The organism is Komagataeibacter diospyri (genome assembly GCF_006538165.1).
In the GTDB taxonomy this organism is placed as follows: Bacteria; Pseudomonadota; Alphaproteobacteria; order Acetobacterales; family Acetobacteraceae; genus Komagataeibacter; species Komagataeibacter diospyri.
In genome coordinates this window covers 237,684-258,863 of sequence record NZ_BDLU01000032.1, presented here as the reverse complement: position 1 = coordinate 258,863, position 21,180 = coordinate 237,684, and the positions used below count along the sequence as shown (strand labels likewise).

Below are 21,180 nucleotides of genomic sequence, written 5' to 3'. Positions count from 1 at the left end.
GGGTCGGCTTTCACGCGGTCTTGGTTGTGGTGTCGATCAGATCGACAAAACGGCGGAACAGGTAATGGCTGTCGGACGGGCCGGGGCTGGCTTCGGGGTGGTACTGCACCGAAAATGCCGGATAACGACTGGTGGCGATGCCTTCGTTCGACCCGTCAAACAGGCTGGTATGGGTGGCGCGCACGTCGTTGGGCAGGGATGTGTCATCCACTGCGAAGCCGTGGTTCTGGCTGGTGATTTCCACCTTGCCCGTCGCCAGGTCCTTGACCGGCTGGTTCGCCCCGCGGTGGCCCCGCGCCAGCTTGTAGGTCTTTGCCCCCAGCGCCAGTGCCAGAAGCTGGTGGCCCAGGCAGATGCCGAATACCGGCTTGCCCGCTGCAAGCACGCCCTGAATGGCCGGGACCGCATATTTTGCCGTCGCCGCCGGGTCGCCCGGACCGTTGGACAGGAACACGCCCGCGGGGTCCAGGGCGAGGATGTCCTCAGCCGTTGCGGTCGCGGGCACAACGGTCACGTCGCAGCCTGCGGTGGCAAGGCAGCGCAGGATGTTGCGCTTGGCCCCGTAATCGACCGCAACCACCTTACGGCGCTTCGCGGGCAGGGGAGCTGTGCCGTGCGGCCACTGCCATACACCTTCGGCCCATGTGTAGGAGCTGGCGCAGGTGACTTCCCCCGCAAGGTCCATGCCCTCCAGCCCCGGCCATGCACGTGCCTGTGCCTGCAGGGCAGGAATGTCGAACCTGCCGTCGGCGGGGTAGGCCACGATGGCCGTCTGCGGGCCGCCTTCGCGGATGCGGCGTGTGATGGCGCGGGTGTCGATGCCGCAGATGCCCGGAATGCCCTGCGCCTTCAGCCATGCATCCAGCGATTCGGTCGAACGCCAGTTGGCTGGCGCCGTCAGGTCTTCCTTGACCACCAGCGCGCGGGCATGCACGCGGACGGCCTCATCATCTTCCGGCGTGGTGCCGGTATTGCCGATATGGGGGAAAGTGAAGGTGATGATCTGCCCCGCGAAGGACGGGTCGGTCAGCGTTTCCTGATATCCGGTCATGCCGGTAGAAAAACAGATCTCGCCCAGCGCGCGCTCCGTGCTGTGTGCGCCGAATCCGCGGCCCCACATAATGGTGCCATCCGCCAGGATCAGGGCGGCTGTCGCGGCTTTTGGCCTGTCGGCCGGTGCGATCGGGTTTGACGTGCTCATCATGGGCTCCGGTCGGTCGGATTCTGTGTCGGGTTGCAGGTCGGACAGTGACAGGCCGGTGGCCCGCAGCACGGTGGTCCAGTGCTTGGGCGGAATGGCGCGGGCCTGCCGCCATTTGCGAATGGCCTCGGTGCTGACGCCCGTCAGCCGGGCGGCCTGTTCGGCGCCGCCAAGGCGTTCGATAATGTTTTCTATCGTCATCGGCATTGGATGATGTCCCTTCCGGGAGTATTGCCTAACAGCGTCTCTGGTGATTGGGAAGAAAATTCCCACATACCTGTGAAATGAGATGATGGGAAAATTATTCCCGGCACGAACGGGGCATCCCGCCCCGCCCGCCGGGCAGAGGAGTTGACAGTCATGTCCTTGCGCGCACGTTTCATGGATGACCTGAAAGCCGCCATGAAGGCAGGCCAGAGTGAAAAGGTCGGCACCATCCGCATGATCACCGCAAAGCTGAAGGATGTCGATATCGCCGGTCGCGCCAAAGGCGAGGATCAGGTAAGCGACGAAGCCGTGATTTCCATGCTGCGTGGCATGATCAAGTCCCGTACGGAATCGGCCGCGATGTATGAAAAGGGTGGTCGCCCCGAACTGGCGGAAAAGGAAAACGCTGAAATCGCGATCATCCGTGACTACCTGCCGCCAGATCTGGATGACGCCACCATCGAGGCTGCCGTGCGCGAAGCCATCGAACGCACCGACGCCACCTCCATGAAGGATATGGGCAAGGTCATGGCGGCGCTGAAGGAACAGTTTGGCGCGGCCCTTGACCCCGCACGCGCCTCCGCCGTAGTGCGCGCACGCCTTGCCGCCTGAGGCAGGGGGCACACGACACGATGGCGCTTGACCCCGCATTTCTTGATGAACTGCGTGCCCGTACGCCTATCGCCCCCATCATCGGGCGGCGGACGAAGCTGGTGCGTTCAGGAAAGAACTGGAAGGCGTGCTGCCCCTTCCACGGGGAAAAGACGCCATCCTTCTACGTTTATGACGACCATTACCACTGCTTCGGCTGTCAGGCGCATGGCGATGTCATCACGTTCGTGATGCAGAGCGAGGGCCGTTCCTTCCCCGAAGCGGTGGAGGAGCTGGCCACTGCCGCTGGCATGGAAATGCCGAAACCCGACCGCAACCAGCGCGAGCAGGCAGCGCGTGCCCGCACGCTGGGCGAGGTGCTGGACGCGGTGCAGGCATCATGGCAGCGCAGGCTGTACCAGCCGGAGGGGCGCGAAGGGCTGGCCTACCTGCGGGGCCGTGGCCTGACGGATGAAACCATCGCGGCCTTCGGTCTCGGCTGGTCGGGGGAAGGGCGCGGCGGCCTGGTTGGCGAGATGGCGGCGCTGGACATCACCCCCGCCATGCTGCGCGACGCGGGCGTGATGCGCGCGGATGAGGACGGCACGCCGTCGCGTGAACTGTTTTTCAACCGTGTGACATTTCCCATCCGTGACCGGCGCGGGCGGCTGGTGTCCTTTGGCGGGCGCATACTGGGCGATGGCCAGCCCAAATACCTCAATGGGCCGGAAACCGCCATTTTTTCCAAGCGTCGGGTGCTGTTCGGCCTGGACCGCGCGCGTGAGGCCGTGCGCGGCACGGGGGTGGCGTCCGACCTGCTGGTGGTGGAAGGCTACATGGATGTGATCGCCCTGCATCAGGCCGGTTTTCGTGGTGCCGTGGCCCCGCTGGGCACAGCGCTGACATCCGAACAGCTTGAAGCCCTGTGGCAGGTCGCTCCGGCCCCGGTGCTGTGTTTCGATGGGGATGCGGCGGGCCAGCGCGCGGCGGTGAAGGCGGCGGAAACCGCGCTGCCACTGCTGAACGTGGACCGCAGCCTGCGCTTTTGCGTCCTGCCCGAAAATGATGATCCCGACAGTCTGGTGCGGCGCGATGGCGCTGCTGGCATGGCCGCCCTGATTGCGGGTGCCCGCCCGATGGGCGAAGTCCTGTTCGGTCTGCTGAGCGAGGGCGTGCGCGACCCCGGCCCCGAACAGCGCGCGGCCCTGCGCCGCAGGCTGGTGGAGGTCGCGGGCCTGATTCCCGACAAGGCGCTGGCGTCCGAATACCGATCCACCCTGCTGGACAGTTTTTTTCAGACCTTCCGCCGCAATGGTGCGCGCGGCGGTGTCAAAAAAGCCAGTGTCGCCACGTCCCCCGTCGCCCCCATGGATGCGGACCTGCAGCGCCAGTGCATCCTCAGCGCCATCATCCTTGAACAGCCCGGCGTGCTGGATGAAGTGCAGGACGCCTATTGCCGCCTTGAACTGCCTGCCGACCTTGCCGCCCTGCGCGAAGAACTGCTGGATCTGTATGACGTCCGGGGCGAACTGCCACCGCCCGATGAACTGGCGGCCTGCCTGTCCACCGCGGGACTGGGTGAGGTATGCCAGCGCGTGCGGGCCGTACGCGGGCGGCGCGCGCGCGGGCACGGGGATGACGACCTGTTCGGGACCGACCCCCGGCATGAGTGGTGGCATTTTTACGCTTTGTTGAATGTTGAACGTTTTGCTGCCGAAATTCGTGCCGATACCGAACGGATGTGCACGGGCGATCTGGATGAGGCCGCATGGGCCAGCCTGCGCACGCGCCTGCTGGCGCTTGACACCCTGCGCCGGGGAGGGACCGACCTTGATGAATAAGGCGGAAAATTGACAGAATGCATGAAATGAACCGCGCCAACCCTTGACTTCGGCCATGTTATCGACCACCTGCACCAGACAAAAGCAGATGAAAACGGTATGATTGGCCGTATCCTGTCCCGCTACATACCGGCGGGCGGAAAGGGGAACGGCCACTATGCGCGGGCAGGGTGTGCGCGCTTGCGTAAACGGATTTGCTGGGTAGGGATTGATCGGGCATGGCGACAAAGACAGCCACGGGTACGGACACGGCTTCAGGGGATCAGGACAACGATACGACCCTGCTGGACACCCGGTCCGGCGCCGTCAAGAAACTGATCGCCCGCGGCAAGGAACGCGGTTACATCACTTTCGACGAACTCAATGCCGTCCTGCCGCAGGACCAGATGTCCTCTGAACAGATCGAGGACGTGATGGCGGCCCTGTCGGAAATGGGCATGCAGGTTGTCGAAAACGAGGACAACGACGAAACGGAAACCCAGACCCCCGCTGAAACCAAGAGCGACGATACCGCCGAGGAAGAAAGCGAGAGCGAGGAACCCGCCGCCGGTAACGTCGATACCGAAAGCCTGGGCCGCACCGATGACCCGGTGCGTATGTATCTGCGCGAAATGGGTTCGGTCGAACTGCTGTCGCGTGAAGGCGAAATTGCGATCGCCAAGCGGATCGAGGCTGGCCGGGACGAGATGATCGGCGGGCTGTGCGAAAGCCCGCTGACCTTCCGCGCCATTATTTCGTGGCATGAACGGCTCAAGGCCGGTGAAATGCTGCTGCGCGACATCGTTGATCTCGAGGCCATGCAGTCCGGCGGCAACGATCCCGTCGAGGCGGCTGAAGGCGAGGAAGCCTTTGGCGAGAACGAAGGCGGCGAAAGCGAGGAAGCCGAGGAAACAGAGGGCGAAGGTGAGGGCGAAGGCGAAGGTGCCGGCCTGTCGCTGTCCGCGCTTGAGGAAAAGCTGAAGCCGGAAATCCTTGAACAGTTCGAGGAAGTCGAGGCGCTGTACGCAGCCCTGCACAAGGTGCAGGCCGAACGGCTGGAAAAATTCACGGCGGGTGAGGAAATCTCCGCCGAGGACGAAAGCCGTTACGAACAGCTGCGCATGGAACTGGTGGGCAAGGTCCAGCAGGTCCACCTGCACAATGCGCGTATCGAGGTACTGGTCGAACACCTGAAGGAAATCTTCCAGCGCCTGAACGGACTGGAAGGGCGCATGCTGCGGCTGGCGGAAAGCACCCGCGTGTCGCGTGATGACTTCCTGATCAAATATCGTGGCCGTGAACTGGATCCCGGCTGGATAGACATGGTCGCAACCCTGCCGGCCAAGTCGTGGAAGAACTTCCTTGCCAAGCATGGCGAGACGGTGATCCGCCTGCGTAACCAGGTGGCCGACCTGACGCAGGAAACCGGCCTGCCGGTGGGTGAATTCCGCCGCGTCTATGCCACCGTGTCGCGTGGTGAGCGGGATTCGGCGCGCGCCAAGAAGGAGATGATCGAGGCCAACCTGCGTCTCGTGATCTCGATCGCCAAGAAATATACCAATCGTGGCCTGCAGTTCCTTGACCTGATTCAGGAAGGCAATATTGGCCTGATGAAGGCGGTGGACAAATTCGAATACCGCCGTGGCTACAAGTTTTCCACCTATGCCACGTGGTGGATCCGCCAGGCCATCACGCGTTCCATCGCCGATCAGGCGCGGACCATCCGTATCCCGGTCCACATGATCGAGACGATCAACAAGCTGGTCCGCACATCGCGCCAGATGCTGCACGAAATCGGGCGCGAGCCCGCACCGGAGGAGCTGGCCGAAAAGCTGGGCATGCCGCTGGAAAAGGTGCGCAAGGTGCTCAAGATCGCCAAGGAGCCGATCTCCCTCGAAACCCCGATCGGGGATGAGGAGGACAGCCACCTTGGCGACTTTATCGAGGACAAGGCCGCCGTCATCCCGCTTGATGCCGCGATCCAGACCAACCTGCGTGAAGCCACGACCCGGGTGCTGTCTTCGCTGACCCCGCGTGAGGAACGTGTGCTGCGCATGCGCTTTGGCATCGGCATGAACACCGATCACACGCTGGAGGAAGTAGGCCAGCAGTTCAACGTGACGCGTGAGCGTATCCGCCAGATCGAGGCCAAGGCCCTGCGTAAGCTCAAGCACCCCAGCCGGAGCCGTAAGCTGCGTTCCTTCCTTGATGATAACTGAGGTTCCATGCCCCGCTGCCCGTGACGAACCGGGCGGTGATGGAACACGGGTCGGGGTGGACGTGACGTTCCTGTGCATGGACCGCGCGCCCCCCGGCGCTCCGCCAGCCCTGCCGCACGGCTACAGTATCCGGCAGACCTTCCGTCCCGGTGTTGCCTGGTATCGTGGCCTGTATGACGCCGTGGGTGCGGATTACTGCTGGTGGCTGCGTCGGGTCATGCCCGACAGTGAGCTTGCGGGCCTGCTGTCCAGTTCGGGCATTGGCGTGCATGTGCTGTATGATGGCGATGTGCCCGCGGGATTCTGCGAACTCGACAGCCGGTATGCCCCCGATATCAATATCGCCTATTTCGGGCTGTTACCCGCATGGATCGGCCGTGGGGTCGGGCAGGTTTTCCTGCACCAGATGGTGGCGCGGGCATGGGCCATGAATCCGGCGGTGCTGCGGGTCAACACATGTTCGGCAGACCATCCGCGTGCGCTCCCCAACTACCAGCGGGCTGGTTTTCGCAAGGTGCGGACAATTCATGAAATCTGGAACATTCCCAATATGTTGGGGCTGAAGGTGCCGGAGCGTCTGCGTCTGGATTGAATAAAAGGCAGTTCAGGTACAAGAAAACGTGATCCCGGCACTTGTTATAACGAGGTGCCGCAACCATTTCTCCTTTCGTATTCGTAAGGAGAGGGGCGTATGGATTTCGATACATCGTACTATAAATTTCATGGTGTTGACCGCGCGGCGCTGCTGGAAGCCCTTGGCCTGCGTGATAGCGGGAAGCCGGACCCGAATGATGAATCGCCCTACGCAATTGCTGACCTTCCCAATGGCTGGTTTGTCATTCGCACCAATAACGACAGTGGCCTGATTTCCAATTACGACCGCAGGACCCTGTGCCGTGCGGGCAGGCTGATCACGTGCGATGTTGCTATGGTTGATCCGGTCAGTCAGGCCGCAGGCTATGCAGATGGCGAAGAAATCTGGACCGTCCAGCATGACGGTCGCAACAATGACTATCTGGATCTGGATATAGAAGGGGACGCGCCGGACGCGTTGCCCGAACTGCATAAAAAGGCCTTTGCCGCGGTGGAACGGGGACTGGCGGACCCGCGTGGTCCGGGCAGCATGCTTGATGTGCCGCTGGAACTGGTCAAGGCCGTGACCGGTTTCCGCCATGACCGTCCGCAGGATGTCAGGCCCACGCCGGTCTTTACGTGGCTGGAGCCGATTAAAAGGTCTTTTGCCTGACTTTTCTCTTGTCTGTCGGTCTGGTTTGTGTTTCAAACCGCCTCTTCCCTGCCGGGTGCGTGGCATCGCCCCCGGCTATACCCGTGCCCTGGTGGCAACATGGCGGACCGTGTCCGTCCATGCGGGGGTTGAAGCGATCCGAAGGGAGTTCCAATGCCGTTGTATGAAACCGTGCTGATCGCACGTAATGACGTGTCGCAGCAGCAGGTCGAAGCCATCGCCGATGGCATCGCCGCACAGCTTGAAGCGGAATCCGGTTCCGTCAAGAAGCGTGAATACTGGGGCCTGCGCACGCTGGCTTACCGTATCAAGAAGAACCGCAAGGGGCATTACATGCTTCTGGGCCTGGATGGTTCTTCCGCCGCGATCAAGGAAATCGAGCGTCAGCTCAGCCTGAACGAAGACGTTCTGCGCGTGCTGACCCTGCGTGTGGATGAGATTGACGAAGCACCGTCGGTCATCCTGTCGCGCAAGGGTGACGAGCGTGAGCGTGGCTTCCGTGGGCCCAAGCCCACTGGCCGTTTTGAAAGCGGTCGCGGCACGCGCCGTAATTTCGATGACCGCGAGGAGTTCCGCGCCCGTAACGAGCGTGAAGAACAGCAGCGCGCCAACGCCACTGCCAGCGCCGAAGCGGAGTAAGAGCTGATGTCCGAATCAACCGAGATCAATCCCGCCGCCCGCCGCGTTGCGGTTGGCGCGCGCCGCCCGTTCTACCGTCGTCGCAAGTCCTGCCCGTTCTCCGGCCCCAACGCGCCGAAGATCGACTACAAGGACGTGCGCCTGCTGAGCCGCTTCCTGTCCGAACGTGGCAAGATCGTTCCCAGCCGCATCACGGCAGTGTCCGCCAAGAAGCAGCGTGAACTGGCCCAGGCCATCAAGCGCGCGCGTTTCCTGGCCCTGCTGCCCTACATTGTAAGCTGAGGGAGGCAGAACCATGTCCGCAGTAGAACTCATCCTGCTCCAGCGCGTCGAGAAGCTGGGCCAGATGGGCGAGATCGTCACGGTGAAGCCGGGCTATGCCCGTAACTTCCTGCTGCCCCAGGGCAAGGCGATCCGCGCAAATGCACATAACCGCGAACGTTTCGAACGTGAACGTGCACAGCTTGAGGCCCAGAACCTCAAGAACCGCGAGGAGGCCGAGCGCCTGTCCGAGCGGATGCACGGCCTGTCCGTCATCCTGATCCGTCAGGCTGGTGACAGCGGCAGCCTGTATGGTTCCGTCACGACCCGTGATATCGCGGAAGCAGCGACCAAGGCCGGCCTGACCATCGGCCGCAACCAGGTCATCCTGCCCGAGCCGATCAAGCAGCTTGGCCTGTATGAAGTCAGCGTCGCCCTGCACCCGGAAGTGACCATGCAGGTCACCGTCAACGTTGCCCGTTCTGAAGAAGAAGCGGAACGTCAGGCGCGTGGTGAGGAAATCGGCGTCGATCAGGACGACGAACAGGTCCTGGCCGAAGAAAGCGCGGTAACCGAAGGCGAAGTTTCGGAAGAAACCGCCGTCGAGGAAACCCCGGCTGTCTGATTGACCTGATCTGTCGTCCCGTTCGGGGCGTCTGACCGGTTACAAAAGCCCGGAAGAGGAAACTCTTCCGGGCTTTTGCCGTTTCCGGGGCGGGCGCATGGGGCTTGTTGCCAGGCGCATATGCGTGAAGGAAGCAGGCCAATGGCACCTGTATTGCTGGACCGGGCCTTTATGCATTTCATTACCCTGGGACGGCTGGATGTCCATTATCCCGGCGGTGACAGGCGCGTGTATGTGGGCGGTCCCGGACCACAGGCGGGCATGTGGATCGCGGATGGGGAAACGGTGCGCGCCCTGCTGCTTGATCCCGCGCTGAAGGTGGGGGAAGCCTACATGGCGGGCACGCTGCGTCCGGTGGGGTGCACGCTGTATGACCTGCTGCATGTGCTCATGCTCAATGTGATGCGCCGCAGCCCCGCGGGGGAGCGGATCTTTGGCTCCCTGCGCTATATCGCGCGGACCTGGCTGCAACATAACACCCTGCGGCGCGCGCGGCGGAACGTGGCGCATCATTATGATCTGGACAGCAGGCTGTACCGTCACTTCCTTGATGAGGACATGCAGTATTCGTGCGGTTATTTCCCCACGGGCCATGAAACGCTGGCACAGGCGCAGGTGGCCAAGAAACACCATCTGGCGGCCAAGCTGCACCTTTCACATCCCGGTATGAGCGTTCTGGATGTCGGCTGTGGCTGGGGTGGCATGGCCCTGACGCTGGCGCGCGATTACGGCGCGCAGGTGACGGGCATTACCCTGTCAGTGGAACAGCTGCATATTGCCCGCCAGCGTGCGCGGGCGGCTGGGCTGGATGGACGCGTACGCTTTGAACTGCTGGATTACCGCGCCGTCAGCAGGCGCTATGACCGGATCGTTTCCATCGGCATGTTCGAACATGTGGGCGTGGCCCATTATCCGGCGTTTTTCGCCACCATGCGCGCGGCCCTGCAGCCCCATGGCGTAATGGTCCTGCATTCCATTGGCCGCAGGGAGGGGCCGGGCGTCACCAATCCATGGATTGATCGCTATATCTTCCCCGGCGGCTATTCCCCGGCGGTCAGTGAAGCCGTCAGCGCGGTGGAACGCGCCGGGCTATGGCTGACGGATTGCGAGATCTGGCGTCTGCATTACGCGCGTACCATCGCCCACTGGCGCAGCCGTTTCGCGGCACGGCGCCAGCAGGTCGCGCGGCTGTATGACGAACGTTTCTGCCGCATGTTCGAATTCTACCTTGTGGTGTCCGAACTGGCCTTTCGCGTGCAGGGACACCTGAATTTCCAGTTGCAGCTGGTACGCGAGATTGATGCCGTGCCCCTGTCGCGTGATTACATGTATGCCCCACAGCCAGTGGATGGGCAGGATCAGGACAGTGTCGCGGCCCTGCGGGCATGAAGGCGGGCCAGTCGGTCAAATTCGGCAATGTCCAGCGTCTCGGCCCGGCGGCTGCCGTCGATGCCGGCTTCAGCCAGCAGGGCTTCTCCCCCGATGGATTTCAGCGCCCCGCGCAGCATCTTGCGCCGCTGGCCAAATGCCGCTGCCGTAACCTGTTCCATGGCGCGGAAAACGGCCGCTTCGGGCTGCTGCGCATGGGGAATCAGCCCGACCACGGCCGAATGGACCTTGGGCGGTGGGGAAAATGCGCCGGGGGGAATATGCATCTGCACACCGCAGCGACACGTCCACTGCGCCAGCACGCCCAGCCTGCCGTAATGCGCAGAACCGGGGGCTGCGCAGATACGTTCGGCCACTTCCTGCTGGAACATCAGCGTCAGCCGTGACCACGCAGCAGCCTGCCGCAACCACCCCACCAGCAGCGGCGTGCCGACATTATAGGGCAGGTTGGCGATGATCTGTCGTGGGGCGGGGCACAGTGTGGTCAGGTCGCGCCGCATGGCGTCGGCTTCGATTATGTGCAGGCGGCCGGGTGCCAGGGCGGCCAGTTCCGTAATGACGGCAACCGCCCGCGTGTCCACTTCCACCGCGACAATGCTGGCGGCACTGGTATCCAGCAGCGCGCGGGTCAGGCCGCCGGGGCCGGGGCCGACTTCCACCACATGCTGGCCCGCCAGATCCCCCGCCAGCGCCGCGATACGCGCCGTAATCGCCGGGTCCAGCAGGAAGTGCTGTCCCAGCGCCTTGCGTGCGTCCAGCCCGTGCCGCGCGATGGTCTCGCGCAGGGGTTCCAGCCCCCGGGGGCGTTCAGTCATGCTCATGGCCCGATCAGGTCTTGGAACGCATGTCGATGATCGCGCGGCGCTGCAGGTCACGGTTCAGCTGCCGTGATGTCTGTTCCACGCGTTCGTTCATCAGGTGGTCGGCAATCTGGCTGGGGGTCTGGATGGCGATGTTGCGCTCTTCACGGGTGCAGACCATCAGCACCAGGATCCCTTCGCCCGAAACCAGGGGCTTGCTGGTCTTGCCCGGACCAAGTGGCTCAAGTATTTCGCGCATCTGGGGGTTGAGGTGGTTCAGCATGAGTTCGCCGGGATCACTGGGGTGCTTTTCCCCCAGTTTCTTGTTCTCGGCTTCCATCTGGTCACAGTTTTTGGCTTCGTTGGCAAAAGCCGTGGCGGTGTCCAGTGTCGATTTCTGCTGGTCGGTCGGGTTTTCCGGGTCCAGGGGCGTGTCAAAGGGGAAGAAAACCTGCCGGATGGTCAGGATAGTGGTCATCTGGTGACCCACCGTCCGCCGTTCGGCAATGGTGGCGATGACGTAGCCACCTGCGACACGGATGGGGTTGGAAATAGCGCCGTCAGGCATCTTGCGCGCCACATCCACCACCTGCGGGTCCAGCCCGTCTTCCTGCGTCCAGCCCATCATGCCGCCGTCCAGTGCGCTCTGCCCCTGCGAGAACTGGGCGGCGACAATGGGGAAGGGCGCGCCCTCACGCAGTTCCTGAATGATGGTCTCGGTGAATTTCAGTTCGTTTTCCGTATGGCGGGGATCGTCCACCGGCACGAAAATCTCGCTGATCATGTATTCCGGCTTGCCATCCTCGCGCTTCAGCGCGGCCATGCGCTGCTCGATCTCGGATGCGGTGATGCGGCCATGCTCGGCCGTTTCCTGACGCAGCACCTGCGACCAGCCGATCTGCACACGGATCTGGTCAATCAGCGTGGTCAGCGATACGCCATCTTCCGCCAGCTTGTTGCGCAGGGCGTTCTGGGGCATGCCGTTACGCTGTTCGATGCCGGCTATGGCGTCCCCGATCTGCTGGATCGGCACGTTGATGTGGCGGTCGAGCATTTCCTGCATACGCAGTTTTTCATCAATCAGCTGCCGTACGATCTGGGGGCGCAGCCGCTGCATCACGTCGTCGCTGACATCCAGCCCCGATGACAGGGCGAACAGCCGCCCGCGCGTATCGACATCGCGCTTGGTCAGTACCGCACCATTCACTGTGGCGATGATGGCGTCCTGATCTTCCGCCGCCTGTGCCTGCTGGGCAATGGCGCGGGCCGTGCGGGCACCGGCCGCCTGTTCGTGGCCCACCAGCGCCACACATGCCAGCAGGGTTGCCGCAAGGGTGCGGCCCATACGGCCCCGCTGCGATGCGGGGGAGAAAACAGCGCCACGGGCGGTGGGGAAGAAGGACATCCAGCTCGGTCTTTCGCGCATCAGGTCAGCCATTGATACCAAATGTACCGATGGTTTTGAACGTAAGGGAGAACATTACGGTTGAATTGCTCTGTTGGCCACCAATCGTGGTGTATTGCTTGAGATACATGACATCCAGCCCGAAACAGTCATTCTGGTAACCTGCGTCACCACCCACCGCGACGCTTTCCTTGCGCGACAGGCTGCGGCGCAGGTAGGCGGCAATGTGCCAGTTGTCCCAGTTGGACGCAGCCCCCACCGTCAGTTCGCTGACGGGTTTGTAATAAACGTTAGGCGCCGCCTGGGCGTAAGGACGCTGGGCATAATAATAATAGGGCGTGACCGGTTCGAACAGATAGCCGCCCGTAACACGGAAATGGCTGAAACCCGCACTGCCCAGCGCATCAGCGAAATCGACCTTGCCGCCATAGGGGTCAAGCCGCATCTTGCCATCAAAATCAAAGAACTGGTTGGGTATGATATGCGTGCCCATCACCACATCCGACAGATGATGGTTCAGACCGGAATAGGGGATGCGGTTGTGGTCGATATGTTCCTGGAAGCTTTCACCGATCAGCACATCGATCTGGTGGCCGTTCCATGTCCAGTTGTTATGCAGCCCGACATTGGCGCGCAGGCCGCCATCCAGCCGGTCCGTGCCGGCATAGCGGTTGAGCGAGAACAGCGTGGAATCCGTGAATTCATACGACAGGCTGTCTTCGTTGGGAATGTTGCGCGACGTGCTGTTACCCGTATTGGGGGCGGCCAGGAACTGCACGATGGGTTCAAGGATCTGGGTGCCGGTATTGTGGTTGAAGCTGCGCAGGAAGGGCCAGTTCATCTTCAGGCCCACGGTGGGCAGCACCTGTCCCTCCACCTGTGCGCGGGTGGTCCGGGCGTAATTGGGCTGCTGGTTCAGTTCGGTCGCGCGATGGATGGCCGATTCAACATGCAGGGTCAGGTTCCATATCTGTCCCAGCGAGTTGTGGAACGGCCGGTCCCAGTTGAGCGAAAGCTGACCGCGCTGGTCCGATGTCCCGTTTTCACGATAGACGTAGAAATCCGTCGTATCGAGGCTGAACCGCCCGCCCAGTGAATCCGGCTGGCCAAAATAGCTGTAGGTGTAGCGCGGCAGCACCCACGGCAGGTCCTGGTTGTGGATGACGCCCTGGTTCATGCCCTGGTAGCCTTCGGCATCAAGGCGTGAATACGATCCCGTGCCGAACCCTTCCAGGTAGACGTTGGAATTGAGCGTATCCTGTCCATACCCGCTGACGCGGTAGTCACGCATGAAGTTGGGTGAACTGGCCCAGCGTATGTTCGCACCCGCCCGCCACGTCTTGTTGATCGAGATCTGGCCGTTGGCGAAGATATAGCCCTGTATGCCGTGGTTGTTCGAACTGTCCACCTCCTGCCCGAAGGTGTTGACGTAATCGGTGTCACGATGGGTATCGTACGCGATGCCGCCGGTCAGGTTCAGGCGCGCATTGCTGAAATAGCGGCGGTAGTTCGCCGTAAGCTCAGGCCCCGTCCGGGTGGAGAACAGCCCCTGCAGCGTGACATCCGACTGGCGGTCAATGACCCAGTAATAGGGAATGGTGACATACGTGCCCAGGTAACGGTCATGCGGGGTGAAGCCGGGGGTCAGGAAGCCGCTCTGCCGCCGGACTGACGGGTCGGTCATCGAGAACGCGGGCAGGTAGAAAACCGGCACCCCGAAAAAGTCCACGAACGCGTCACGGAATTCCAGCCGCTTGTGCTGCATGTCATGCGTGGCGTCATAGGCGCGCAGCTGCCAGAATGGCGCGCGTTCAGGGTGGCGGGCGCATATTTCACACGCTGTATAGACCACGCGCGTCAGGTCGTTGACCTTGGCGCCGGTGCGGCGCATGCCGTTTGCGGCCATGCGCGCATTGTCCTGCATGCGGACATACAGGCGGGTCATGATGCCGTCGCGCATGCCGTTGCTCAGTTCGGCATATTCGGTAAACAGCACCGTGCCGTCGGGCTCCACCATGGCCACGTTGCCACGGGCCGAGGCTATGCCCGTATTGCGGTCATACACAACCTTGTCGGCGCGCATGATCTGGTCATTCTGCCATAGCTGGACATTGCCGGTCCATGTCGCGATGCCGTTGCGGCTGTCATAGGCGACATGGTCGGCCTGGAACGTCATCGGGTCTGTATTGGAAACCGTGCCGGAAAAGCTGACGGGCGCCTGTGGCTGGCTCTTAGGGGCATGGATGGGCCTGCTGCGCCTGGGACCGTCGGGCGGCGTGTCCGCATGGGCCGTGCCGGACACCTGCGCGCACATCATCCCCCCCAGCATGGTGGCCGAAAGCAGAAACCCACGCGGAAACTGCCGCAGAACGGCAGAAAGCCGTGGCGGTGACGGCGCGCGCGTGAAGGGGGTGGGACGGTCCATTAACCGTCCTCTAGATGAAGAAGCAGCGTGACTGCAAGACAAAGCCCGGCCCCGGTGGGGGCCCATGCAGCAAGAAGGGGCGGCAATGTGCCCGTTTCACCAAACTGGGCGGCGATTTTCGACAGCGCAAACAGGGCAAAACCGGCTGCAACCCCGAAGCTTATCATGCGTATGACCCCGCCACGTCGTGCGGGCCGCATGGAAAATCCCGCCGCCACCAGGGCCATGGTGCCTGACAGGACCGGCAGCGTAAGCAGGGTCTGGAAATGCAGCCGGTGGCGGATGGTGGAAAAGCCCGAGCGTTTCAGCTGCCGGATGAAACCTGGCAGCGCCCAGACCGACAATGTGTCGGGGGAGGCAAAACTTTCCTCCACCCCCGCCAGCGTCAGGTCGGCATGAAGTGTCATTTCGCCCATATCGACGGGCAGTTCATCGGGGCGTAGCTGGCGGGCGGAATCAAGGACCCAGCGCTCCTTGCCCAGATATCCGCTCCGGGCTTCGATGCGGGTCAGCAGGTTATCATCGGGGCCAAGCCGGAAAATGGTGATGTCACGGATATGCAGCACGCTGCCCGTCAGCTTGACATGGCGCGCGTGGATGATGTCCACCCCATGGTCCACCAGCCCGTTATCCCCCTGCCGCAACCACAGTGTGCCCCCGCTCAGGTTGAGTGACTTGCCGTTGTTGTCGCGCAGGTACTGGCGGTCCAGCATTTCCGCCCGCCGGTACATGACCGATGAAAGGGGGGAGATGCAGGTGGTGGCCACCGTCCCGATCAGCACGGCGCACGTGACCGGCCCCGCCAGGAACTGCCACGCCGAAATGCCCGCCGCCCGCGCCACCACCAGTTCCGATGAACGCGCCAGCCGCCAGAAACATATGATCCCGCCCAGCAGGATGCCGAAGGGCAGGATTTCAAGACAGGCGAAGGGGATGTGCAGGAAGGCGATCTGACTGACCAGCGAGGTCGGCACGCTGGGACGCGTGGAAACCCGGCGCAACAGGTCGATAAAGTCGAACATGGTGATCAGCCCGGTCAGGAAGGCGATCACCGACAGCGTGGCATAGGTGAATTGCCGGGCGATGTACAGCGACAGCGTGAAGGCAAGCTTCATGGGCGCGTGCCGCCCGCGACTGCCCGGGCTTCACGGTCGGCGCGCAGTTCGGGCCAGAACAGGATGACCGCGCAGATCACGCCCGGCCCGATCGTGCAGACCCACATGAGCGGCATGAGCTGCAGGTTGCGCGACGCGAGGTTCTGCACCAGCAGCGTCAGCGCCTGCACCGCGACCACGGTCAGTATGGCCAGCACCGGACGCAGTATGCTGGCCTGCCGGGAATAACTGCCGCCCATCGCCCCCACCAGCCCGATCATGGCAAAGGAAAAGGCGCAGAAGGGGGTGCTGAGCCTGCGCCACGCCTCGATGAACATCTTGCTTTCATCCCGGCGCGAATACAGTCGCATGTCAGGGTGAAGCAGTTGCGAGATTGGCAGTTCATTGGCATCGGGCAGGCGTGTATGCGCGGAGTGCGGGCTGGACAGGTCGATCGTGTTGCGGGTGAAGGTCAGCACGTTCAGCCGCCCGGTATGGCTGTCGATTTCCTGCCGTGACCCGTTGAACAGCACCACACGCGGCTGGTCATTCATGATGACCAGATTGCCTTCTTCCGCCAGTATGGTGGCTTCCGCGCCGGGAGTGCGGTCGTCTTCCACCATGATGCCGTGCAGCGTGCCATCCTTGTCTCTTGCGCGGATATACACGGTCATGTTGTCCGATACCTGCGTGAACACCCCGTCCTGCACCAGGAAGGCGGCCATGCGGTTGCGGATCTGGAATTCGTACTGGCGGAAGGCATGGTATGAAACCGGCACGATCCATACATTCAGCACCAGGCATGCCGCCGTTGCGATGGCGGCGCAGGCCAGTCCCGGTCGCGCCATCATGGCGGGCGACAGCCCGGCTGCCTGCATGACCGTCAGTTCCCGGTCGGTGCCAAGGCGCTGGTAGATGAACTGCACCACCACAAACGTGGTGATGGGCAGGATGACCGCGATGAAGGAGGGGATCAGCAGGCTGGTCAGTTCCAGAAACACGCGTAGCGACAGCCCACGGCCCACCACCAGTGATACGAAGTGCAGGGACTGGGTCAGCCAGATCAGCGTCACCAGCGCGCCCGTGGTCGCGACCAGCGCCAGCAGAAGCTGGCGCAGCATGTAGCTGTCCAGAATCGACAGGCGCGGCGCAAGGCGGTCAGGGACGGGACGGACGGCGGGCATGCCCCTGTCTACCCCTGTTCCCGCCGGTGCAAAAGGGGTGATCCCTTCATGCATTGGGGTTGGCCCCGGCCTTCAGTCCGCCGCGCGGATGGCGGCGGCCTCATGTCCCCGGTGCGACGGGCGGCAGGACCTTGCCGGGGTTCATGAGGTTTTTCGGGTCAAGGGCGGCCTTGATGTGGCGCATGGCCGCCAGTTCCGCACCACCACGCCATGACGGCATCATGTAGGGCTTGAGCTGACCCACCCCGTGCTCGGCCGAGAACGAACCATCAAGCTCCTTCACGATCGCCGCCACCGTATCCATGATGTCATGGCTGCGGGCCAGGAAGGCGTCTGGCGCCATGCCTTCGGGCTGGACCAGATTGAAGTGGATGTTGCCGTCACCCATGTGGCCGAACGGGGCAGGGCGGATGCCGGGGATCAGCTTTTCGCATGCGGCGCTGGCGCGCTCGATCAGTTCGGGCACGTGGGTCACGGGCACCGACACGTCGTTCTTGACGCTCGCACCCGCACGGCGCTGGGCTTCGGCATGTTCTTCACGCAGTTTCCACAGGCCCGTGCGCTGGCCCTCGCTTTCGGCTATGACGGCGTCGGTGATGATGCCTTCCTCCAGCGCGTCCCCCAGCACGTCCTCGGCATATTCGCGCAGGTCGGCATCGGGGCGTGGGGTCGCCAGTTCCAGCAGCACGTAGGCGGGTGCCCGTTCCCCCAGCGGCAGGGTCGTGCCGGGGATCAGGTCGATCACCATGTCCATGCCCGTGCCGGACATGAACTCGAACGCCTGCAGCAGCGCCGGGTCGCGCGCGCGCAGAAGGCCCAGCAGCTTCAGCGCGGCTTCGGCGTCGTCCACCGCGCACAGGGCGGCTTCGATCGCGCGCGGCTGCGGGTGCAGCTGCATGATGGCCGTGGTGATGAACCCCAGTGTGCCTTCGGACCCGATCAGAAGCTGGCGCAGGGCATAACCCGTATTGTCCTTGCGCAGGCGGCGCAGGCCATGGAACACCCCGCCATCGGGCATGACCGCTTCCAGCCCCAGCACCAGTTCACGTGCATTGCCGTAGCGCAGGGTGTTGTTGCCGCCTGCGTTTGTCGCCAGCACGCCGCCAATCTGCGCCGACCCTTCGGACGAGATGGACAGCGGCAGCATGAACCCGGCCTCCTTTGCCGCGTCCTGTGCCGCCTTCAGCGTGACGCCGGCCTCGATTTCCATGGTCAGGTCATGGGGATCGATGTTGCGGATACGGTTCATGCGCGACAGGCAGATGACAACTTCACGCCCGCTGCCATCCGGCGTGGCACCCCCCACCATGCTGGTGTTGCCCCCCTGCGGCACCATGGGCACGTCATGTTCGTTACAGAACTGCACAAGTCGTGACAGTTCTTCCGTGCTGGCGGGACGCAGTACCGCCAGCGCGCGGCCATGATACAGGTTGCGCCAGTCGGTGCAGTAGGATGCGGTATCGGTTTCACCCGTAATCACGCCCACCGGCCCCAGCATGTCGGTAAAACTGGCAATCAGGTCCTGCCGTGCCGGTGCGGTGGGGGGGGAGACGGTCATGACGGCATATTTCCTGCAAGAAGGGGGTGGGAGGGCGGCATGAGCCACGCCTGCCCGTGATGATGGACCGGCGGATAGGTGGCGCTGGCCTGCGCCGGGCTGCCGGACATGAACAGGTGCCACGTTTCGGTCAGGGCGAAGCCGGTCAGGGCACCCACCGCCGCCGCCACAAGCAGGCCCGAACGGCGTGGGGGGGGGCGGTGGGACTGCACGGCCGACGACAGGGCGGCCTGTGTTTCGGCACGGGCCTGCCGCGTCAGGTTCAGTTCCGAACGCAGCGCTTCGTTATTCACCTTCAGGTCGCGTATTTCCGTGTCCAGCCTGCGGATGCTTTCCGTCAGCTGGGAAATGCGCTGGTGCGACTCCTGAATCTCTTTCGCGGCCGCCGCACTGGCTTTCGTGGCGCGGGGGGCGCGTGGCTTTGCCGGTGCCTTTTTCGGGGGATTGGGGGCAATGGCGGCAAACAGGTTTTTCAGCGCGCCACCCGTCACCTGGTTTTTCCTGGCCCGGGAGCGGATGGCGGCCAGCGCGTTTTCCGACTGGCCTGCATGGTCTTCCAGTACGAGTGCAAGGATATCCGAAAGGATTTTCAGTTCCTTGGGGTCGATTGTGTCGCTCATTTCAGGGGCACCGGGGTCGGATCATGCGGTTGAAACTATTATGCTCGCGGGCTGGCCGCACGGATCAGGCGGTCACGGATCGCACGGCCCAGCCCATGACCGGGCACATGCTGCACCGCAATCCTGACCAGTCCCCGGCGGTGACCCTCCATATCAAGAAACCGCAGCCCCGCGAAGAGGCGCGCTGCCGCTTCGTGCAAATCACCCGCTTCACTCAGGTTCCACACCAGCGCGCTGCCGGGCAGCGGGGGACCGAATGCCAGCAGGGCCTCATCGGGGGCCACGGCCGTTGCCTCCAGCCGTACCGGCAGGCCGGGCGCGTAATGCGATGAAAGCTGGCCGGGGGCAGCGGGGCGGACATCGTTGCGGCCCGTGGGCAGGGCCAGTGGCATACCGCATGCGTCTTCCAGCGCTTCCAGCGTGATGCCGCCGGGGCGCAGCAGGACAGGGATGTCACCGCCAAGGTCGATGATCGTGCTCTCCACGCCAATGCTGCATGGCCCGCAGTCAAGGACCGCGTCAATGCGGCCATCCAGCCCCGCCAGCACATGCTGCGCGTCGGACGGGCTGACCCGGCCAGACGGGTTGGCCGAAGGGGCCACGACCGGAAACCCGCATGCCGCCAGCAGGGCCTGCGTGGTGGTCCCCGCCGGGACCCGCACGGCAGCGGTGGGCAGGCCCGCGGTCGCTATGGGGGAAATGCCGCAATGCGCGGCACGTGGCAGCACCATGGTCAGCGGCCCGGGCCAGAACCGTTCAGCCAGCCTGCGTGCAAGCGTGCTGGCCTGCACCTGCGCGAAAGCCGCCTCCCCATTTGCAAAATGGCTGATCAGCGGGTTGATGCCCGGCCGTCCCTTGGCCGTATAGATGGCGGCGACGGCATCATCATTGCCCGCATCCGCCCCAAGGCCGTAAACCGTTTCCGTCCCGAAGGCGACCAGGCCGCCCGCGCGCAGGATGGTGGCGGCGGTGGCGATCCCCTGCGGGTCGTTATGCAGCAGGCGTGTGTGCATGGGCGCGCGTCAGGCCGCGCCGCGACACAGGAAATGCGGGTTACGGAAGCCGGGCTTGCCATAGCCCAGCACCTTGCCATCTGGCGTGGTGATGGACCCGCCCGCGGCTTCGACAACGGCCTGCGGGGCGGCGGTGTCCCATTCCATGGTGGTGCCAAGGCGGGGATAAAGGTCGGCCACCCCTTCGGCCACGCGGATGAACTTGGCCGCAGACCCGATATTGCCCAGATGGGCAATCGTATGCCCGCCCAGGAATTCCTTCAGGCGCGGATCATCGGCATAATGGCGCGACGCCAGCACGGTCAGCCCTTCCGCAGGGGGCGTGCGGACATGAATGGCCTGCGTGCCGTGGGCATCGATGCGAAACGCCCCGCGTCCGGCACCCGCGCCATAAAGCTGGTGATAGGCCGGAAGGGCCACGGCCCCCAGCACCGGGCGGCCGTCGCGCACCAGACCGATATTGACGGTGAAATCGTCGCGCCCGGCGGCGAATTCCCGCGTGCCATCCAGCGGGTCCACCAGCCAGAACTCCGATCCGGTATCGGTCATGATGCCAGCCGCGACTTCTTCTTCCGCCACGACGGGAATGGCGGGGGCGTGGGCGCGCAGCCCCGCAAGGATATGTTTTTCCGCTGCGTGGTCGGCTTCGGTCACGGGGGAACTGTCGGTCTTGACACTGGTCGCGAACCCGCGTGCGCGGATGGCGCGGATCAGTTCGGCGGCCTCATCGGCAAGGCGCAGGGCCAGATCCAGAAGGAATCCGTCCTCATATGCTGGCATGGATGGCGTATTCATGCTGTTCGCATTAGCTTACTCACGGCGCGCCGTCATGCCCTTATCGGTGCCGATGGCCCCGGACAGGGGTGTACCGGTCCGGGGCGCG

General features: G+C 63.4%; 19 protein-coding genes. 9 read left to right on the top strand and 10 right to left on the bottom strand.

Annotated features, from left to right (window positions below; genetic code table 11):
• Nucleotides 1-10: 10 nt before the first annotated feature.
• Complete coding sequence (gene carA, locus MSKU9_RS07205; RefSeq protein WP_141260625.1) at nt 11-1,408, bottom strand: glutamine-hydrolyzing carbamoyl-phosphate synthase small subunit; 1,398 nt, start codon at nt 1,406-1,408, stop codon at nt 11-13.
• Between the two features lie 153 nt (nt 1,409-1,561).
• On the opposite strand from carA, the gene MSKU9_RS07200 reads away from it, so the two are divergent.
• From MSKU9_RS07200 to MSKU9_RS07160, 9 genes are all read left to right on the top strand, one after another.
• A complete protein-coding gene (locus tag MSKU9_RS07200; protein WP_141260624.1) occupies nt 1,562-2,020 on the top strand; it encodes a GatB/YqeY domain-containing protein in 459 nt (152 codons plus the stop codon).
• Between the two features lie 20 nt (nt 2,021-2,040).
• The gene (dnaG, locus tag MSKU9_RS07195) at nt 2,041-3,840 is read left to right on the top strand and encodes a DNA primase (RefSeq protein WP_141260623.1); all 1,800 of its coding nucleotides are present in this window, start codon (nt 2,041-2,043) and stop codon (nt 3,838-3,840) included.
• 218 nt (nt 3,841-4,058) lie between these two features.
• A complete protein-coding gene (rpoD, locus tag MSKU9_RS07190; RefSeq protein WP_141260622.1) occupies nt 4,059-6,038 on the top strand; it encodes an RNA polymerase sigma factor RpoD in 1,980 nt (659 codons plus the stop codon).
• The gene (locus MSKU9_RS07185) at nt 6,028-6,630 is read left to right on the top strand and encodes a GNAT family N-acetyltransferase (protein ID WP_141260621.1); all 603 of its coding nucleotides are present in this window, start codon (nt 6,028-6,030) and stop codon (nt 6,628-6,630) included. The genes rpoD and MSKU9_RS07185 overlap by 11 nt, the downstream gene beginning before the upstream one ends.
• Nucleotides 6,631-6,729: 99 nt before the next feature.
• Nucleotides 6,730-7,284 (top strand): hypothetical protein, encoded by a 555-nt coding sequence (locus MSKU9_RS07180; protein WP_141260620.1) that lies wholly within the window; start codon nt 6,730-6,732, stop codon nt 7,282-7,284.
• A gap of 153 nt (nt 7,285-7,437) precedes the next feature.
• Nucleotides 7,438-7,923, top strand: coding sequence for a 30S ribosomal protein S6 (gene rpsF, locus MSKU9_RS07175; protein WP_141260619.1), 486 nt, complete (start codon nt 7,438-7,440; stop codon nt 7,921-7,923).
• A gap of 6 nt (nt 7,924-7,929) precedes the next feature.
• On the top strand, nt 7,930-8,205 hold the full coding sequence (gene rpsR / locus MSKU9_RS07170; protein ID WP_007399693.1) for a 30S ribosomal protein S18: 276 nt from the start codon (nt 7,930-7,932) through the stop codon (nt 8,203-8,205).
• Nucleotides 8,206-8,218: 13 nt separating this feature from the next.
• Complete coding sequence (gene rplI / locus MSKU9_RS07165; protein WP_141260618.1) at nt 8,219-8,809, top strand: 50S ribosomal protein L9; 591 nt, start codon at nt 8,219-8,221, stop codon at nt 8,807-8,809.
• Between the two features lie 141 nt (nt 8,810-8,950).
• On the top strand, nt 8,951-10,198 hold the full coding sequence (locus tag MSKU9_RS07160; RefSeq protein ID WP_141260617.1) for an SAM-dependent methyltransferase: 1,248 nt from the start codon (nt 8,951-8,953) through the stop codon (nt 10,196-10,198).
• On the opposite strand, the gene rsmA is transcribed toward MSKU9_RS07160, so the two are convergent.
• The 9 genes from rsmA to cysQ form a co-directional block, all read right to left on the bottom strand.
• Nucleotides 10,168-11,019: a 16S rRNA (adenine(1518)-N(6)/adenine(1519)-N(6))-dimethyltransferase RsmA gene (rsmA, locus tag MSKU9_RS07155; RefSeq protein ID WP_141260616.1), complete on the bottom strand. Its 852-nt coding sequence runs from the start codon at nt 11,017-11,019 to the stop codon at nt 10,168-10,170. The two genes, MSKU9_RS07160 and rsmA, sit on opposite strands and share 31 nt — an antisense overlap.
• A gap of 7 nt (nt 11,020-11,026) precedes the next feature.
• Nucleotides 11,027-12,436, bottom strand: coding sequence for a peptidylprolyl isomerase (locus MSKU9_RS07150; protein WP_141260615.1), 1,410 nt, complete (start codon nt 12,434-12,436; stop codon nt 11,027-11,029).
• Complete coding sequence (locus MSKU9_RS07145) at nt 12,429-14,828, bottom strand: LPS-assembly protein LptD (protein ID WP_141260614.1); 2,400 nt, start codon at nt 14,826-14,828, stop codon at nt 12,429-12,431. The genes MSKU9_RS07150 and MSKU9_RS07145 overlap by 8 nt, the downstream gene beginning before the upstream one ends.
• A complete protein-coding gene (gene lptG / locus MSKU9_RS07140) occupies nt 14,828-15,943 on the bottom strand; it encodes an LPS export ABC transporter permease LptG (RefSeq protein ID WP_141260613.1) in 1,116 nt (371 codons plus the stop codon). Before lptG ends, MSKU9_RS07145 begins: the two co-directional genes overlap by 1 nt.
• Nucleotides 15,940-17,106, bottom strand: coding sequence for an LPS export ABC transporter permease LptF (gene lptF / locus MSKU9_RS07135; RefSeq protein WP_141260612.1), 1,167 nt, complete (start codon nt 17,104-17,106; stop codon nt 15,940-15,942). Before lptF ends, lptG begins: the two co-directional genes overlap by 4 nt.
• A gap of 100 nt (nt 17,107-17,206) precedes the next feature.
• Complete coding sequence (locus MSKU9_RS07130; protein WP_141260611.1) at nt 17,207-18,664, bottom strand: FAD-binding oxidoreductase; 1,458 nt, start codon at nt 18,662-18,664, stop codon at nt 17,207-17,209.
• Nucleotides 18,661-19,284: a hypothetical protein gene (locus MSKU9_RS07125; protein WP_141260610.1), complete on the bottom strand. Its 624-nt coding sequence runs from the start codon at nt 19,282-19,284 to the stop codon at nt 18,661-18,663. The genes MSKU9_RS07130 and MSKU9_RS07125 overlap by 4 nt, the downstream gene beginning before the upstream one ends.
• 38 nt (nt 19,285-19,322) lie before the next feature.
• On the bottom strand, nt 19,323-20,297 hold the full coding sequence (locus MSKU9_RS07120; protein WP_141260609.1) for an L-threonylcarbamoyladenylate synthase: 975 nt from the start codon (nt 20,295-20,297) through the stop codon (nt 19,323-19,325).
• Nucleotides 20,298-20,306: 9 nt separating this feature from the next.
• A complete protein-coding gene (cysQ, locus tag MSKU9_RS07115) occupies nt 20,307-21,092 on the bottom strand; it encodes a 3'(2'),5'-bisphosphate nucleotidase CysQ (RefSeq protein WP_141260608.1) in 786 nt (261 codons plus the stop codon).
• Between the last annotated feature and the right edge of the window lie 88 nt (nt 21,093-21,180).

Coding starts and splice junctions, on each gene's coding strand:
- carA (WP_141260625.1), bottom strand. CDS start 1,408: ATGCCGATGACGATAGAAAACATTATCGAACGCCTTGGCGGCGCCGAA.
- lptG (WP_141260613.1), bottom strand. CDS start 15,943: ATGAAGCTTGCCTTCACGCTGTCGCTGTACATCGCCCGGCAATTCACC.
- rsmA (WP_141260616.1), bottom strand. CDS start 11,019: ATGAGCATGACTGAACGCCCCCGGGGGCTGGAACCCCTGCGCGAGACC.
- MSKU9_RS07130 (WP_141260611.1), bottom strand. CDS start 18,664: ATGACCGTCTCCCCCCCCACCGCACCGGCACGGCAGGACCTGATTGCC.
- MSKU9_RS07150 (WP_141260615.1), bottom strand. CDS start 12,436: ATGGCTGACCTGATGCGCGAAAGACCGAGCTGGATGTCCTTCTTCCCC.
- rplI (WP_141260618.1), top strand. CDS start 8,219: ATGTCCGCAGTAGAACTCATCCTGCTCCAGCGCGTCGAGAAGCTGGGC.
- MSKU9_RS07120 (WP_141260609.1), bottom strand. CDS start 20,297: ATGCACACACGCCTGCTGCATAACGACCCGCAGGGGATCGCCACCGCC.
- MSKU9_RS07180 (WP_141260620.1), top strand. CDS start 6,730: ATGGATTTCGATACATCGTACTATAAATTTCATGGTGTTGACCGCGCG.
- MSKU9_RS07160 (WP_141260617.1), top strand. CDS start 8,951: ATGGCACCTGTATTGCTGGACCGGGCCTTTATGCATTTCATTACCCTG.
- dnaG (WP_141260623.1), top strand. CDS start 2,041: ATGGCGCTTGACCCCGCATTTCTTGATGAACTGCGTGCCCGTACGCCT.
- MSKU9_RS07125 (WP_141260610.1), bottom strand. CDS start 19,284: ATGAGCGACACAATCGACCCCAAGGAACTGAAAATCCTTTCGGATATC.
- rpsF (WP_141260619.1), top strand. CDS start 7,438: ATGCCGTTGTATGAAACCGTGCTGATCGCACGTAATGACGTGTCGCAG.
- MSKU9_RS07185 (WP_141260621.1), top strand. CDS start 6,028: ATGATAACTGAGGTTCCATGCCCCGCTGCCCGTGACGAACCGGGCGGT.
- MSKU9_RS07145 (WP_141260614.1), bottom strand. CDS start 14,828: ATGGACCGTCCCACCCCCTTCACGCGCGCGCCGTCACCGCCACGGCTT.
- lptF (WP_141260612.1), bottom strand. CDS start 17,106: ATGCCCGCCGTCCGTCCCGTCCCTGACCGCCTTGCGCCGCGCCTGTCG.
- cysQ (WP_141260608.1), bottom strand. CDS start 21,092: ATGAATACGCCATCCATGCCAGCATATGAGGACGGATTCCTTCTGGAT.
- rpoD (WP_141260622.1), top strand. CDS start 4,059: ATGGCGACAAAGACAGCCACGGGTACGGACACGGCTTCAGGGGATCAG.
- MSKU9_RS07200 (WP_141260624.1), top strand. CDS start 1,562: ATGTCCTTGCGCGCACGTTTCATGGATGACCTGAAAGCCGCCATGAAG.
- rpsR (WP_007399693.1), top strand. CDS start 7,930: ATGTCCGAATCAACCGAGATCAATCCCGCCGCCCGCCGCGTTGCGGTT.